Source organism: Marinobacter sp. HL-58, from assembly GCF_001314605.1.
Classification (GTDB): domain Bacteria; phylum Pseudomonadota; class Gammaproteobacteria; order Pseudomonadales; family Oleiphilaceae; genus Marinobacter.
In genome coordinates this window covers 339,274-354,306 of record NZ_LIHP01000010.1, presented here as the reverse complement: position 1 = coordinate 354,306, position 15,033 = coordinate 339,274, and the positions used below count along the sequence as shown (strand labels likewise).

Here is a 15,033-nt window from a genome sequence, read left to right as displayed (position 1 = left end):
TAGTCAGTTTTGAGATTCTTTGATGCAGATTAATGTCCGCACCTGGTTCGTGCGGGCGTTTGGGGCAGCCTGCTCCGGCGCGTTGCCAGGAGTTCCGTGGAAGACTAGATTGCATGATCAGGGAACGTAAAACAGGCGAGACAGATGAAACCGCTCTTTTTGATCATAGCCTACCTCGTCGCAGTTACCTTGCCGCTGTTCCTGTCCTGGTGGTTCGGAGGGCCGCCACGCCAGTTCCATCAGGAACTGGCCTCTGGCCTTGGCATGCTTGCTTTCTCGATGATCCTCATGGAGTTCATCCTGTCCGGCCGCTTCAAGGCCATTTCAAATGACATAGGCATGGATGTAACCATGCGGTTTCATCAGATCATGGCTCGCACGGCACTGGTCTTTGCTCTGCTGCATCCGTTTCTTTACCAGGGAACGCCGTCAGGTGGTCAGCGCCCATGGGACCCCACGCGCCAATTGACGATCACGACCGATTTTTCCGCTCTGTCGACGGGCATTGCGGCCTGGCTGTTGCTTTCAGGCCTTGTTGTGATGGCCATCGGGCGCAACCAACTGGGCTACCGATACGAGACATGGCGCCTTTTACACGGGCTCGGCGCACTCTTGATTGCGGTTCTTCTGTTGCATCATACCGTGTACGCAGGGCGTTACGGATCACAGCCGTTGATGACCTGGGTATGGCTGGCAATGACTGGAGTGGCTGTCGGGTCGCTGCTGACGGTTTACCTTGTGGTTCCCCTTCTGCAGAAGTCACGTCCCTGGCGTGTGAGTTCCGTCGTCCGGCTGACGCCCAGGCAATGGGAGGTTACCTTGGCGCCAGACGGTCATCGTGGCCTTGATTACAAAGCGGGGCAGTTTGTCTGGCTGAACCTGGGGCACAGCCCATTCTCGTTGAAAGAGAACCCGTTCTCCATTTGTTCAGCGCCGGCAGCCGGGCCGGAGGTATCGTTCATGATCAAGGAGCTTGGCGATTTCACACGTACAATTGGCCAGATAAAACCTGAAACCGTCGCCTATCTTGATGGCCCTTATGGCAACCTTTCTGTCGACGGTCGTGCTGAACCCGGGGTCGCGTTCATTGCCGGTGGCGTTGGTCTTTCTCCGCTGCTTGGCATGCTCAGGCAAATGCGCCTGACCGGCGATCCGCGCAAAGTTAAGCTGCTCTATGGCAATCGGATCATCGATCAGATTGCCTATCGTGAGGAGTTGGGTGAGGAAGACGTGGTCTATGTACTGTCAGAGCCGCCAGACAACTGGCACGGACAGACAGGCTTCATAGATGCCGGGCTGCTGGATCGCGTCTTTTCAGACAGGGAGTTCAGCGAATGGGTCTTTGTGATGTGCGGGCCGTCGGTCATGATGGATGTTGTTGAGGATCACCTGATCAAGAGGGGCACGCCGCCTCACCGTATCCTGTCGGAGCGGTTCAGCTATGACTAATCCGGTCAGGCATCTGAGCCACCGGCGACTGCTTCCTGATCAGGATCTTATGCAGTTCCTCCACGACGAGAAGGCTCATGGCGAATGCGAGCAACTGCAGCCATTCCTTCAATGAAATCGGCTGAATCTGCAGCACATCTGACAGTCCCGGGGTATACATGGCACCAATGTGGGCCAGTTGCGCGAGGGGGACAGCCAGCATCAGGAAAGGGTTGCCAAGCAGGGGAATACCAAAAAGTGAGCGGGATTCCGAGCGGCTGTTCAACGCGTGAATGTTGCCGAAGAGCACCATCAGCATCAGCGTCAGGTTACGGGCCTCCTCAATGCTTTGGCCCTGTTCGAGCGTCCACTGGAAATTGAGAAATGCGACGAGCCCCATCCATGATCCCACCACCAGGACATGCTGAATGATATGTTTGTCGAACACGGGTTCGTGAGGTGAGCGCGGCTTTACTGACAATTCGCCGCCTTCTTTCGGTTCAAAGGCCAGAGCCACGTCCTGGAAGCCGTTCGCAACCAGGTTAAGCCAGAGTAACTGTACCGCGACCAGGGGCATTGGCAGGCCGGACAGTACGCAGAAGAAGAACAGCAGGATCGCCGAAAAACCGGTGGCAACCAGCAGCCCGATAACCTTTCGGATATTGTTATAAACCACCCGCCCCTGCTCGATGCCGGCGACAATCGAGGAAAAATTATCATCGGTAACGATCAGGTCCGCCGTTTCCTTGGCCACATCCGTGCCGCGCTTGCCCATGGCGATTCCCGCATGGGCCTGCCGCATCGCCGGTGCATCATTGACGCCATCGCCGGTGACCGCGACAAAATGCCCGTCCCGCATGAAGCTGTCCACAATCTGGGCCTTCCTGGCGGGTTCTATGCGGGCGAATACCCGGGCCTGGCGAATAAGCTGGTCGACAGCGTCCTGGTTCCTAGCACTGGCTTCATCGAGCATGGGGCCCGTAACAACCGTTGCGTCCGCGTCACACAGGCCTAGTTCCAGGGCGATTGATTTTGCTGTGGCAGGATGGTCGCCGGTGACCATGGCCACCTCGATACCGCCGGTGCGGCACTTTTCGATGGCGTCAAAGGCTTCGTGACGGAGCGGGTCGATCATGGCGACCATACCGAGAAAAATCATATCGGCCATCTCATGGTCGCCGGGTGAAGACGTTTTCTTGGCCAGGGCGATGATCCGATAGCCCCGGGAGGCGAGCTCGGTAAACTGGCTTTCGAGGGCGGGTTTGTCGATTTCTGCAGAGCCGTCAGTGGTTGCCATCCGGTTGCACATGGCCAGCATCTTTTCAGGGCTGCCTTTGGCATAGATGACGGTTTGGTCGCCAACCCGGTTGACTACACCGCTGTAGGCTTTCTCTGACTCATAGGGGATCAGGGCTATCTGCTCCTGCCGGGTTCGCAGCTCGGAGATGGACATGCCCAGCTTCTTGGCCATTACCAGGAAGGCGATGTCCACGATATCACCCTGGGAAACCCACTCGCCGCCGCTGTAGTCCAGATGGCTTTCATTGGCGAGGACGCCTGCGACACAAAGCTCCCTGAGTGTATCCTGGCCCGAGTCCTGGGTTCCGGCATGGCCTTTGACCTCTCCTCCCGGTGCCACGCCTTCGCCGGTGACTTCGAACTGGCGCCCATCAGGCAGCATCACCTTGCGAATAGTAAGCTCGTTGACGGTCAGGGTGCCGGTCTTGTCGGAGCAGATGAGTGTGCAGGATCCCAGGGCTTCCACAGCCACAAGCTTGCGAATGATGACATTGCGCTTTGCCATACGGGTCATGCCGATGGCGAGGGCAACGGTGAGCGCAGCAGGCAGGCCTTCGGGGATCACCGAAACCGCCAGGCCGATGGTCATCAGAATCATGTCTTCGGTTGAATAGCCGCCATCCAGGATCATCAGGCCTGCGAGGGCGGCAATGGCCAACAGAATGCCGAAGGCAACCTGATAGGTGAACTTGCGGATCCGGATCATCAGAGGCGGTTCGGCAGACGTTTTGCCGGTGACTCCCTGGGCAATCTTGCCAAGCTGGGTATCCGAGGCGGTGGCTATCACCCGGCCGCGTCCACGCCCATGGGTGATGATGCTGCCCGCAAAACACTGGTCAACGCGCTCCGTGAGCGGCGTGCTGTCGTCGCTTGCCGCCCCGGCATTCTTGGCCACTGCCAGGGACTCCCCCGTGAGCATGGACTCATCCACCGCCAGGCTGCTGGCGCTGAGCAATTGAATATCAGCCGGCACCTTGTCGCCCGAGGAAAGCAGTACAACATCACCTGGAACGATCTCTTCGACTTCAATGGTTACAACCTGGCCATCCCGAAGGACATGGGTTGTACCTTTCATCATCTGCTTCAATGCGGCAGCCGCCTTCTGGGCCGAAAACTCCTGGACCGTGCCGATAACCGCATTGATCAGCAGGACAATCAGGATGAAAACCCCACTGGAGTTCTGACCGAGTGCAAATGAAACCACCGAAGCGATCAGGAGGATGTAAATGAAAGGACTGAGGAATTGCCGCGCAAAAAGCTCCACCACGCCTGGCATGGGAGGGGCGGGCAGCCGGTTGTAACCAAACTTCTCCAGGCGCGCACTGGCTTCCTGCCGGGAAAGTCCATTCTCGGTGGGGTCCGGTGTGACGGGTCGCTCTGGGGCTGCGCTGTTCATAGATTATTATCGGGCCATGTGGGACAGGAAAGAGATGTACAGCGTTATTTTTAGCTTACAGGTAATTGCTGGCAGATGAAGTATAGGGCCTTTTAAATGGCGGGGGTGTGCGTTTCTTCGAACGTTTGTGTGGCTGGCGGGATATGCCAGCCACACATTTTCAACTGGAAGAATGGCATGTCATCTGAAAGCAGGCTGGTTCGGTTTGCCTGCAGCAACCCGTTTCATCCACGCCATATCCAGCGGAACCAGCACGTTCAGGGCGAACAGCACCCAGCCCAGCGGCTGCAGGCTCTGGGCAAACCACACCATCAGGGCAAGGGACAGCAGGCTCCAAATCACATCGCCAGCAATCATCAGGTTGAAGTATTTCTCCAGCCACCGTTCGTTCATAGCCATGGCGGCCATATCCACGCACCAGAGCAGCAGGGCAATGCCCACCACCAGGTAGAAGGTTGCGCCGGGGCCGCCCGCCCACCGGGCAATAGACTCAGGGGCGAGGATAAGCGCCAGCGCCAGGGGCGCGGTGAGGAAGACATCGCTCAGGACGATTTGCTTCACGCTGAATTGACGGACAAAGTTTTTCATGGGATCACCTCAATCGGGTTATGCAATGTGTTTGACTACACTACAAAGCATCTACCCGGGCGGTGACCGGCTCAATTACCTGTGAGGTAATGGTGCAGCCTACCCTCGAGGAAGATAATCGCTGAACACTTGGACATTCACGGGAAATACGATGAGCGCTTTCGGTACACTGTTCAGGGAAATGCGGCAAGGTAAACGGTTGAGCCAGATGGATTTCGCCCTTGCGTGCGAGGTGTCTTCCAAACACATCAGCTTTCTGGAAACCGGCCGGAGTAAGCCAAGCAAAGGCATGGTTCTGCATCTGGCTCAGATGCTGCAGGCAGACCTGGCCGGAACCAACCGGCTGTTGTCGGCGGCGGGTTACAGCCAGGTCTACTCCGACCAGGATCTGAGCGCGCCGGGCATGGCCATGATCCGGGAGGCGCTTGAGCACCTGCTGCAGGGGCACCTGCCCTACCCGGCGGTGGTATTCGACCACGAGTACTATCTGGTGATTGCCAACCAGGCCATGCAGGCGCTGATGGCAACAATGGCGGCGCTGGGCGCCCAGTTTCCGGCCCGGCCCAACTTTCTGCTGTCGCTGCTGGATAGTGAGGGCATCAAACCCTTTGTGGGCGACTGGGAGAATATCGCCTGCCACATGCTGCAACGGGTCTACCATGAGCATCTTTCGGGCCCCTTCAGGGACCAGCCCAATCGACTGCTGGAACAGGCGCTGACTATTCCCGGCGTGCCGCAGAACTGGAAAAGCCACGTGGTGGATCACCTGGACTACCCGGCGATTCCGTTTACCCTGAACCTGGGAGAGCAACAGCTCAGAATCTTTTCCACCATCGCAACCATCGGCACGCCTTTGGATGTCACCGCCCAGAATTTGCGGATCGAGCATTTCTTTCCGATGGATGAGGACAGCAAGGCTTATTGGCTGGGCTGAGGTGAAGTGAGATTCAACGCCACCGCTTGTTGTAATGGCGTGCTTTGAACTTTCGCAGAGAACTCTATGTCAATCGAAAAGAACCAGATTGTCCTGTTCCATTACAGCGTCCCTGACGATGGATGTGAACGAAGACAGTGTGGCTGGTGAGGGCATCGAACTGCCGGTTTGAGCAATCCGGTCTGTGGGTAGGGTTGAATTTACTTTCTTTCCCACACATGTCTCTTGTATGAGGCAGTCACGCTGCTGCATTTTTTCCAAATGGCTATCAAGGCAATGGGAGCAAACATGGAGACGCGAGCACTGGGAAACACAGACATTCAGGTAACGCCCGTGGGGCTCGGTACCTGGGCTATTGGTGGCTGGATGTGGGGCGGAACAGACGAGGCCCGGTCCATCGATACCATCCACAGGGCCATCGACAAAGGCATCGGCCTGATAGACACCGCGCCGGTCTACGGTTTCGGGCGGTCCGAGGAGATTGTTGGCAAGGCCCTCACCAATGGTCGTCGGGATCAGGTCGTTCTGGCTACCAAGGTGGCTCTGAACTGGAACGATGATCACGACAAAGTCTGGCGGGATGCCAGTGCTTCGCGCATAGAGCGGGAGATTGAGGATTCCCTCAAGCGCCTCCAGACCGACAGGATCGACATTTACCAGGTCCATTGGCCGGACCCGAAGACGCCCATGGAAGAGACTGCCCGTGCGCTGGAAAACCTGTACCAGGCCGGGAAAATCCGGGCCATTGGTGTCAGTAACTTCACACCTGCGCAGATGGAGGAGTTGCAGAAAAGTGTGCCCCTGCACAGTTTGCAGCCCCCGTATAACCTGTTTGAACGGGAGATTGAGCAGGAAATTCTTCCCTATTGCCGGGAAAATGGCATCGCGACCATTACCTACGGTGGGCTTTGCCGCGGTCTGCTGAGTGGCAAAATGAGGGAAGACACCCGGTTCACCGGCGACGATCTGCGCAAGAACGATCCTAAGTTCCAGGGTGACCGCTATCGCCAATACCTGAATGCGGTAGATGAACTGGATGCGTTTGCCCGCGAGCGGTATCAGAAGAGTGTACTCGCGCTGGCGCTTCGCTGGCTGGTGGATCAGCCCGGTGTCACAACCGCGCTCTGGGGTGCAAGAAGACCGGAACAGCTGGACCCAGTGGATGACATCGAAGGCTGGTCGCTGGATCAGGAAGCGATGGCCACAATCGACGGCATTCTGGCCAGATGCATTAATGATCCCGTCGGTCCGGAGTTTATGGCGCCGCCGACAAGGTAGATTTTTACGTACGTGAGGGCCGGGTAAGTGGCGGGCTGATCGCCCCCGTGGGCCGTTGGTCCGGCATGAGGGCTCCTAATCCTGGTAAATCATCTTACGGGTCATGCCGCCGTCGATGACGAAGTTCTGGCCGGTTACAAATTGCGCTTCAGGTGATACCAGGTAAGCGACCATGGCCGCGACGTCTTCGGGGGTGCCAACGCGACCACTCGGATGCTGTGCGTGATCGGATGCCGACAGGGGTTCAGGACTGGCGGGCGCGTGGGCCTGCCAGGCCCGGACATCGATCCATCCGGGGCTGATGCTGTTGGCCCTTACGTCCGGCCCCAGGCTCATGGCAAGCGCATGGGTCAACGCTATCAGGCCGCCTTTGCTGGCAGCGTAGGCTTCGCTATCGGGCTCGGATTGCAGGGCGCGGGTGGAAGCCATGTTGACGATGCTCCCCCGGCTCTGACGCAGGTGTGGCACCGCATGCTTCGCCATCAGGAAGGCGCCGGTCAGGTTGACGTCGATCCGGCGCTGCCATTGGGCAAGCTCGAGCTTTTCTATGGGCCCGGTGTGCGGGTCGGCGATGCCCGCATTACTGACCAGCGCGTCCAGCCGTTTGCCCCATTGCACGGCCTCGGCCACAGCGGAAACGACCTCGGGCTCGCTGGACACGTCCGTTTCGATCAGAAGCAGCTTGTCGGGATTGCCTAGATCCTGCTGGCAGCTCTTGATTGCATCTGCATCCTGATCCAGTACCACGACTCGCCATCCCTTGCTCAGGAAATGGGCAGCAATGCCTTTGCCGATACCCTGGGCGCCGCCTGTGATCAGTATGACCGGGGGTTGCTGTGTCATTGGTTCCTCACTCGGTTAATAATTTTATACAGTGTATACAAACCATCCGTCAGCGCAGCCGGTCAGTAGCCTGATCTTGAAGGACAGCAGGGAATACCGGAACTTCCTTGAATTGGACCACGGTTTTCCGGTGCATATGTCATAGTCTGGAGTAACGGAAACAGCGTACATTTGTACAGTCATGAGCGAACTCTCGAAAGATCGCCCTGACAAACCTGCGACAGGAGGATTGGATATGCCTCAGCTTCGTTTTATCTACCTGCTCCGTTTTGCTGTTCTTGCTGCTTTTCTCGCTGCCCCTGCTGTTCAAGCTCATCACGGTTGGGCCTGGGCAACGGACGAGGAGTTTGAAATCACCGGTACCATACAATCCGTGCGCCTTGGCAATCCCCATGGAGAGGTCACCATAGACGTTGATGGTGAGGATTGGGTTGTTGAAGTCGGTCAGCCCTGGCGTAATGATCGTGCCGGGCTCAGCAAGGAGATGTTGAGTGAGGGCCGGGAGATTACCGTGCATGGCCATCGTTCCGCCAAAGAAGGCGAGCGGCTGGTCAAGGCCGAGCGGATTGTGATCGACGGGAAGAACCACGATTTGTATCCGGATCGTGATTCCTGAGCCCGGGAATGATTGAGCAGGCACTGGTCTTCGTTGAAAACCTGGCGTTTGTCTCAGCTCTGCGCAACTCCACATTTATGTACCCGCTGGTCAATGCCGGGCATATTTTCGGGGTTGCGCTGCTGGTTGGCGGAATTGTGCCCCTGGATTTGCGTTTGCTGGGGCTCTGGCGCCACTACCCGGTGATGGTGTTTGTGGATGTGCTGCGAGTTACAGCCGCGCTTGGTTTGGCGATGGCGGTTGTTTGCGGCGCACTGTTGTTTGCTACAGCGGCATCGGACTACGCCGGCTCGCAGTTGTTTCAGGCGAAAATGGTGCTTGTCCTGTTGGGTGTCGCTAATGCGCTGATTCTGGGGCGGGTGTTGAGGCGTCTGGATATACGGAGCCTCCCGATGACAGCTGTTATGCCAGTATCCTTGCGAGGGGGAGCTTTATTGTCGCTGGTGGTCTGGGTTGGGGTGCTTGTCCTTGGCAGGTTGTTGGGATACTTCTGAGCCGGCATTCCCGCCCATCACTGCGCCGCCCATACTTCCCCGTGTTGCATTACCCGAAAGTCCGACTCACTCAAACCTTGCCTCTCCAGCGCCAGCCTTAGCCGCCGGGGTGGCTCGTCCATGGGTTCATCGGTGAGCACGAATGTGCCCCAGTGCATGGCGATGGATTGGCGGGCGCCAATATCCTGGTGAATACTGACCGCCTCTTCCGGGGCCACGTGCACAGGTGCCATGAACCAGCGCGGGTCGTACGCGCCGATGGGGAGTAGCGCCAGATCAATGGGCGCAAACAGCTCGCCAATCTCGCGAAAGATCTGCCCATAACCGGTATCGCCACCGAAATAGAACCGGAAACCGTCCATATCCAGGAGCCAGCTGCACCACAGCGACATGTTGGTATCGGTGGCGGTTCTTCCACTGAAATGCTGGGCTGGCAGGCAGAACACTTCGTTGTTGTCGGGCAGGGGCGTCGATTGCCACCAGTCCATCTCCACAAGATTATGAAGGCCGCGTTTTTCGAACCAGCGTCGCAACCCCATGGGAATACAGAAACACAGGGTATCCCCGAAACGCCGGTGCAACTGGCGCACTGTTGCTTCGTCGAGATGGTCGTAATGGTTGTGGGAAATCAGCACCAGCTGGATTGGGGGCATGTCCGCGACTGTCAGGGCCGGTGGGGTGAACCGCCTGGGCCCAACCAGGCGCAAGGGGCTGGCACGGTCTGATAACACCGGATCGGTCAGCACGTTCAGGCCCCGATACTGGAACAGGAAGGACGCATGCCCCAGCCAGGTAAGTTGGGGCCTGGCCGGCGGGTTCATCAGCAAGTGGCCATCCGGGCGCAGCAGCGTGTAGCGTTTACCCTTCGGGAAACGGCGGCCGGGGGCCAGTTGCCAGCGCAGGAAATCACCGAGGCCATGGCGGGCCACGGGCTCCAGATTGCGATATCTGCCGTGGTGAAAGTGGGATTCCGAGGCAAGGGCTGCCAGTCGTTCACGGTCGATGGTCATGAATCGGGCTCTCGTTTTCCGGGGAACTATTGCCAGAGGCTGTGATGCCGGAGTCTATAGTTAAACACATCATGCTGCGTCGGCGTGCAGAAAACCGGGCCAGATTCAGGAATCCGTTCAGGCAGGTTTTTATAAGTTTATTGTCGCTGGCAAAGTGATAGCTGAAACCAGCAGACAGGAGGCCAAGTGATCTTTGAACATATCGTTCAGATAAACGACCTGACCAAACCAGAGATACCGATTCTGACCCGATTCCAGGTGTGGGAGGGGTTGGTACTCCGGGCCCGGCGCCCGGACATTGAAACGATTCAGATCATACGGCAGTTGGCTGAGACGGGGGTGTTCTGACTATCTTTATCTTCGAAGTATTCCGGCGCAATCTGTTCAGTTTCACTTTGCCGGAGCAATTTCGTACGAAAGTTCTGTCTATCCCGGCATTCAGAAGGATAGACACTTTGCTGGCAGGTCTGGAACAGTGATCACTGTACAACAACAAACAAGGAGATAACCATGAGCCAGTATCAGGGCAGTTGTTTTTGTGGCACCGTTCAATTCCAGGTATCCGGAGCGCCGGAGGCAATGGGTTATTGCCATTGCGATTCCTGCCGCCGGTGGTCTGCGGGGCCGGTCAATGCGTTTTCACTCTGGCTGCCTGATCGTTTGGAGATTCTATCGGGTGCTGACCAGATAGGCGAGTTCCACCTTACGGAGCAGAGCTATCGTAAATGGTGCAAACAGTGTGGTGGGCATGTGTTCACGGACCACCCGGCGCTGGGGTTGGTCGATGTTTACGTGGCCAATCTGCCGGACCTGAAATTTGAGCCGGCGGTGCATGTGCATTATCAGGAGTCGGTGTTGCCGATCCGGGATGGCCTGCCCAAGATGAAAGATGTCCCTGCTGAAATGGGCGGATCGGGAGAGACGTTGCCAGAGTAAATGCCGATTTGCCGAGTATGGGATTTTGAAAGCCTTCGGTTCCTCGCTGAAGGCTATTGACCCGCCCTGGGCTGTTGATCAGGGCGAGGCGCTGCTGTACAAAGGTTCTTTATAACACATCTCCCCCCTGAGCGAAGATGGGCTTTCTGGTATCATGCGTTCACCCAATGCAACTACAGGAAAGCCCCGATGCCCCAACTCCCACCATGCCCTCAATGCGATTCCGAATATACCTATGAAGATGGCGTGCAACTGGTGTGCCCCGAGTGCGCACACGAGTGGACTGAGGCTGAATTGGCCGCCGCAGAAGCCGCGAACGTGATCCGCGATGCCAATGGCAACGAATTGCAGGATGGTGACACCATTACTGTGATCAAAGATTTGAAGGTCAAAGGGTCCAGTTCTGTGGTCAAGGTTGGCACCAAGGTTAAGAGTATTCGACTGACGGGTGGTGACCACGATATCGATTGCAAGATCGACGGTATCGGCGCCATGAAGCTGAAGTCCGAGTTTGTGAAGAAGGTTTGATGTACATACCGTATATAAAAACCGGGACAAATCTGTTTATCGTGATTTTCAATTTGATTCATAAGAGGTACCAGAACGTGCGATATCCATTGCGATTAAAGGCCAGTGCCCTGTTACTGGCCATGGTGATGCCCCTGGCTCAGGGCCAGGCGGCGGAGGATGACGGCGAGGAGAAGGTTGAGTCATTGCGCCAGGATGTGCAGAGCCTTAACGAGGAGCTGGCGGATTTTACAGCTGAGCGGCGGGAACGATTGATGACGGACATTGAGGACGTTCTGGAAGACATCGACGCCCGAATCGAGACCCTGGACAGTCGCCTGCGGGATGAGTGGAATGAGGCCGACAAGTTGACCCGGACACAGGCGCAGAGCGCCCTGGCGAACCTGCGAAGGGAGCGGGCGCGGGTATCAGAATGGCACGAACGTATGAAGGACAGCGCCGATTTCACCTGGGAGTCGATGAAGGATGGCTTTAACGACGCTTTCGATAACCTCGCAGAGGCCTGGGATAAATCAGAACGGACTGTCCGCGAAGCTGTTGAAGAGAACTGAGATGCGTAAAAGGGCTGGCTATCGTGGAGCCCGTTCCCGGTAGCGCCAGCGGTTCATCAGTTCAAGGTTGGCCAGGGAGAAATCACCCCAAACAATTATTTCCTGGTTCGGATATGATGGGGTGTGAAGTTGGTAAACAAGTCAACTGTCAACCTGGAGATCATCATGAGCAAGAAACCCGTAAAAGCTACATTGACAACTGCCACTATTGAGGAGCAGACGGCTGCTTTCCTGGAGTCTGGCGGCGTTGTTGAATATGTGGGCAAGGGAAAAAGCGGACAATTCGCCTCTCCCTCTCCAGGTTCAAAGCAGATTGGCCTGAAAGCTCGCTGAAAATCGGGGCAGATTCAGCTCAGCAGCAGGATCATGAAATGTGTCCTACCATTAGGAAGGCGGCGTGCGCACATAAAGGAATGAGTCATGAACATGATCAACTGCACACAGCGTTTCTCCCTTGGTTTTATTCTCGCTGCATCGATGGTTACCGGAGCCCATGGAGCGACACCCGCGCCAGACGGAGCGTCGGTGTACTTTGTTACGCCACTGGACGGGCAAACTGTCAGTGCTCCGGTCACCGTGAGGTACGGCCTGGAGGGTATGGGAGTGGCACCAGCGGGTGTGGAACGAGAGGGCACTGGGCACCATCACCTGCTGGTGGATGTGGACGAAATGCCGGCAATGGACGAACCGATTCCGGCAGATGAGCACCATATTCATTTTGGCGGCGGGCAAACCCAGACCACTCTGGAGTTGGAGCCGGGCGAGCATACCTTGCAATTACTGGTGGGGGATCACCTGCACGTACCCCATGAGCCACCCGTTATGTCCGAGAAAATCACCATCACGGTGGAGTAGCCGGGCAAATAACTTTCCGGGAGGAGAGGCGTCCGCCAGCCAGTATCTGAAGCTAGCCAGGCTCTGATCTGCCGGCTAGCTTCGCTTGCGGGCCGCAAAGACGTGGTGTTTAAGGTCTTTGATAATCTCGGGTACCTTGAGGGGTAACAGCTTCCAGGCTGCCTTGCGAAGATAGATGAGGATATTCATTCGCTTGTACCAGAGCACCTGGCGAAGCTTTTTCTTCATGGGGTGGTAGCCTTCCAGAAAGAGCTCATCCACCCGGTCGGCATTGTTGGTGAGGCTGTAGGCGCTCAGATCCAGTGGTACCGCTATATCCGCCTTTTTTAGCTGTTTGCGGGTGTTGAAGTCGATGCCAATGTTAATGGCGTTGGTAATCACATCAAACGTATCCCTGGGCTTCGGGTACCGGGTGACATGGCTCAGGTCAACGGCCACGATAATACCGGCGCCCATTTTCTCCAGCGGCGAAATCGGGACGTTTTCAACCAGCCCGCCATCAACCAGGATTCTCCCGTCCACTTCCACCGGTACAAACAGGCCGGGCACTGCCATGGATGCACATACCGCGTCCGCCAGATTACCTTCCCTGAATACCAGTTGTTCACCGGTTTCGATATCCGTGGCGCAAATGGCAAGGGGGATGTCGGCATCCTCGATGCGACAATCCCCAAGGTCCCGGTGGATCATTTCCCGGATGGCATTGGTACTGAACAGGCCGCCACGCTCCAGGGTGAAGTTAATAATCCTGGACAGGTTCAGGGTCGAGCAGATGGAAAGTATGGACTCGGCCGGGCGGCCAAAGGCGAAATAACTGGCGACCAGTGCGCCCACGCTGGTACCCGAAATATAATGCACCTGAATCTGTTCTTCCTCGAAAGCCTTCAGGGCACCGATGTGGGCAATGCCTTTGGCGGCGCCGCCCCCGAGGGCCAGGCCGATGCGGGTATTAAAGGGATTGAGTTTCATGCATGAGGGCCCGATGATATTACTGAGGGGAAGCTTCTAATCAATGTTAACAGAGGTTGAGTATGGCGGAACTATCACTCAAGGAACAACTGAACAATGCGGTTAAGGATGCGATGCGAAACAAGGACAAAACCCGTCTTGTGACCTTGCGCATGGCTCAGTCCGCGGTTAAACAGATCGAGATTGATGAACGCCGGGAGCTGGATGACGAGGACGTTCTGAAGGTGCTGGACAAAATGTTGAAGCAGCGCCGCGACGCCGCCAGCCAGTACGATGAGGCCGGTCGGGAGGAGCTGGGTGACAAGGAGCGGGCGGAAATGGTAATCATCGAGGAGTTCATGCCCGCCGCCCTGAACGAGGATGATCTGGACGGGCTGATCCGAATCGCAATCAGCGCAACCGACGCCCAGGGAATGCAGGACATGGGCCGCGTGATGAACGAGCTAAAACCCCAGGTGCTTGGCCGGGTCGATATGGGCCATCTGAGCAAGAAGGTACGGGCGGCGTTGGCGGGTTAAGTGATATTCCGGTCGCTGGTGCCTTGAATTGTGTCTGCAGCAGGCTCAGGTATAAGAGGTGTTCAAGCCAGAAAACTAACCAGGAGATCCGCCATGCATGTATTTATTGCAGGAGCGAACGGGCAAATCGGGCAACACCTGTTGCGGGAAATGGCAGAAAGCGATCATGAAGCACGGGCGTTGATCCGGCATCCCGATCAGGGCCCGGAATTGCAGCAGTTGGGTGCTACGGAAACCGTACTTGGCGACCTGGAGCAGGACTGCAGCGAGGCCATGAAAGGCTGCGATGTGGTCATTTTTACTGCCGGCTCAGGCCCCCACACCGGGCCGGATAAAACCATCGACGTGGACCAGGACGGCGCTGTCCGGTTGATGGACACAGCAAGGGCCATGGGCATAAAACGCTTTATCATGGTGAGCAGCATGCGTGCGGAGGAGCCGGACAAGGGTCCGGAAAAACTACGCCATTACCTGTGGGCCAAACACAACGCCGATGAGCATCTCAAGGCCAGCGGTCTGAATTACACCATTGTTCGCCCGGGGCAACTGACCAATGACGAAGGTACGGGCAAGGTTTTGCTGAGAGAGAAGCTGGACGCCTTCGGCAAGATTCCGCGGCAGGATGTTGCCCGTGTGCTGCTGGCGGTACTGGATTCGGATACTGCCGACAACCGGGTTTTCGATGTAGTGTCCGGCGAGAGGCCGGTGTCTGAGGCCTTGGCAGAACTGTAATCTCTGCCGGGGACCGCTTGCCTGCCATGTGGGGGGGCAATGACTTTCTGTCATCCGT

General features: G+C 56.8%; 18 protein-coding genes. 13 read left to right on the top strand and 5 right to left on the bottom strand.

Features of this window, described 5'->3' with window-relative positions; genetic code table 11:
* Positions 1-144 precede the first annotated feature (144 nt).
* Positions 145-1,449 (top strand): ferric reductase-like transmembrane domain-containing protein, encoded by a 1,305-nt coding sequence (locus HLUCCO03_RS08895; protein WP_027832942.1) that lies wholly within the window; start codon positions 145-147, stop codon positions 1,447-1,449.
* Here the strand turns inward: HLUCCO03_RS08895 and HLUCCO03_RS08890 are convergent.
* Both HLUCCO03_RS08890 and HLUCCO03_RS08885 read right to left on the bottom strand, forming a co-directional pair.
* Positions 1,436-4,123 (bottom strand): HAD-IC family P-type ATPase, encoded by a 2,688-nt coding sequence (locus HLUCCO03_RS08890; protein ID WP_051603917.1) that lies wholly within the window; start codon positions 4,121-4,123, stop codon positions 1,436-1,438. The genes HLUCCO03_RS08895 and HLUCCO03_RS08890 overlap by 14 nt on opposite strands.
* Before the next feature lie 180 nt (positions 4,124-4,303).
* Complete coding sequence (locus tag HLUCCO03_RS08885; RefSeq protein ID WP_027832941.1) at positions 4,304-4,711, bottom strand: hypothetical protein; 408 nt, start codon at positions 4,709-4,711, stop codon at positions 4,304-4,306.
* Between the two features lie 151 nt (positions 4,712-4,862).
* Here HLUCCO03_RS08885 and HLUCCO03_RS08880 point away from each other — a divergent pair, with 151 nt between their 5' ends.
* Both HLUCCO03_RS08880 and HLUCCO03_RS08875 read left to right on the top strand, forming a co-directional pair.
* Positions 4,863-5,645, top strand: a complete 783-nt coding sequence (locus HLUCCO03_RS08880) for a helix-turn-helix transcriptional regulator (protein ID WP_027832940.1) — start codon at positions 4,863-4,865, stop codon at positions 5,643-5,645.
* Positions 5,646-5,933: 288 nt separating this feature from the next.
* Positions 5,934-6,923 (top strand): aldo/keto reductase, encoded by a 990-nt coding sequence (locus HLUCCO03_RS08875; RefSeq protein ID WP_027832939.1) that lies wholly within the window; start codon positions 5,934-5,936, stop codon positions 6,921-6,923.
* A 75-nt stretch (positions 6,924-6,998) separates the two neighbouring features.
* Here HLUCCO03_RS08875 and HLUCCO03_RS08870 read toward each other — a convergent pair whose 3' ends face one another.
* The gene (locus HLUCCO03_RS08870) at positions 6,999-7,766 is read right to left on the bottom strand and encodes an SDR family oxidoreductase (RefSeq protein WP_027832938.1); all 768 of its coding nucleotides are present in this window, start codon (positions 7,764-7,766) and stop codon (positions 6,999-7,001) included.
* A gap of 235 nt (positions 7,767-8,001) precedes the next feature.
* Between HLUCCO03_RS08870 and HLUCCO03_RS08865 the strand changes: the two genes are divergently transcribed.
* Positions 8,002-8,382: a DUF6152 family protein gene (locus HLUCCO03_RS08865; protein WP_027832937.1), complete on the top strand. Its 381-nt coding sequence runs from the start codon at positions 8,002-8,004 to the stop codon at positions 8,380-8,382.
* An 8-nt stretch (positions 8,383-8,390) separates the two neighbouring features.
* The gene (locus HLUCCO03_RS08860; protein WP_051603916.1) at positions 8,391-8,876 is read left to right on the top strand and encodes a hypothetical protein; all 486 of its coding nucleotides are present in this window, start codon (positions 8,391-8,393) and stop codon (positions 8,874-8,876) included.
* Between the two features lie 17 nt (positions 8,877-8,893).
* Here the strand turns inward: HLUCCO03_RS08860 and HLUCCO03_RS08855 are convergent, their stop codons facing one another.
* Positions 8,894-9,886 carry an MBL fold metallo-hydrolase gene (locus HLUCCO03_RS08855; RefSeq protein ID WP_027832935.1) on the bottom strand — a complete coding sequence of 331 codons (993 nt, stop codon included), beginning with the start codon at positions 9,884-9,886 and terminating at the stop codon, positions 8,894-8,896.
* Positions 9,887-10,072: 186 nt separating this feature from the next.
* On the opposite strand from HLUCCO03_RS08855, the gene HLUCCO03_RS08850 reads away from it, so the two are divergent.
* From HLUCCO03_RS08850 to HLUCCO03_RS08825, 6 genes are all read left to right on the top strand, one after another.
* Positions 10,073-10,234, top strand: a complete 162-nt coding sequence (locus HLUCCO03_RS08850; protein WP_292016672.1) for a DUF1857 family protein — start codon at positions 10,073-10,075, stop codon at positions 10,232-10,234.
* Positions 10,235-10,396: 162 nt separating this feature from the next.
* On the top strand, positions 10,397-10,822 hold the full coding sequence (locus HLUCCO03_RS08845) for a GFA family protein (protein WP_027832934.1): 426 nt from the start codon (positions 10,397-10,399) through the stop codon (positions 10,820-10,822).
* Positions 10,823-11,011: 189 nt separating this feature from the next.
* On the top strand, positions 11,012-11,350 hold the full coding sequence (locus tag HLUCCO03_RS08840; RefSeq protein ID WP_027832933.1) for a zinc ribbon domain-containing protein YjdM: 339 nt from the start codon (positions 11,012-11,014) through the stop codon (positions 11,348-11,350).
* 77 nt (positions 11,351-11,427) lie between these two features.
* Positions 11,428-11,901 (top strand): hypothetical protein, encoded by a 474-nt coding sequence (locus HLUCCO03_RS08835; protein WP_155939982.1) that lies wholly within the window; start codon positions 11,428-11,430, stop codon positions 11,899-11,901.
* Between the two features lie 165 nt (positions 11,902-12,066).
* Complete coding sequence (locus HLUCCO03_RS08830) at positions 12,067-12,234, top strand: hypothetical protein (RefSeq protein WP_197025688.1); 168 nt, start codon at positions 12,067-12,069, stop codon at positions 12,232-12,234.
* Between the two features lie 144 nt (positions 12,235-12,378).
* Entirely contained in the window at positions 12,379-12,756 is a 378-nt protein-coding gene (locus HLUCCO03_RS08825; RefSeq protein ID WP_292016678.1) for a DUF4399 domain-containing protein, read from the top strand.
* Positions 12,757-12,831: 75 nt separating this feature from the next.
* On the opposite strand, the gene HLUCCO03_RS08820 is transcribed toward HLUCCO03_RS08825, so the two are convergent.
* Positions 12,832-13,725: a patatin-like phospholipase family protein gene (locus tag HLUCCO03_RS08820; protein ID WP_027832930.1), complete on the bottom strand. Its 894-nt coding sequence runs from the start codon at positions 13,723-13,725 to the stop codon at positions 12,832-12,834.
* Positions 13,726-13,787: 62 nt separating this feature from the next.
* Here HLUCCO03_RS08820 and HLUCCO03_RS08815 point away from each other — a divergent pair, with 62 nt between their 5' ends.
* Positions 13,788-14,243, top strand: a complete 456-nt coding sequence (locus HLUCCO03_RS08815; RefSeq protein WP_027832929.1) for a GatB/YqeY domain-containing protein — start codon at positions 13,788-13,790, stop codon at positions 14,241-14,243.
* A 93-nt stretch (positions 14,244-14,336) separates the two neighbouring features.
* Positions 14,337-14,975, top strand: a complete 639-nt coding sequence (locus HLUCCO03_RS08810) for an SDR family oxidoreductase (protein WP_027832928.1) — start codon at positions 14,337-14,339, stop codon at positions 14,973-14,975.
* Positions 14,976-15,033: the final 58 nt, after the last annotated feature.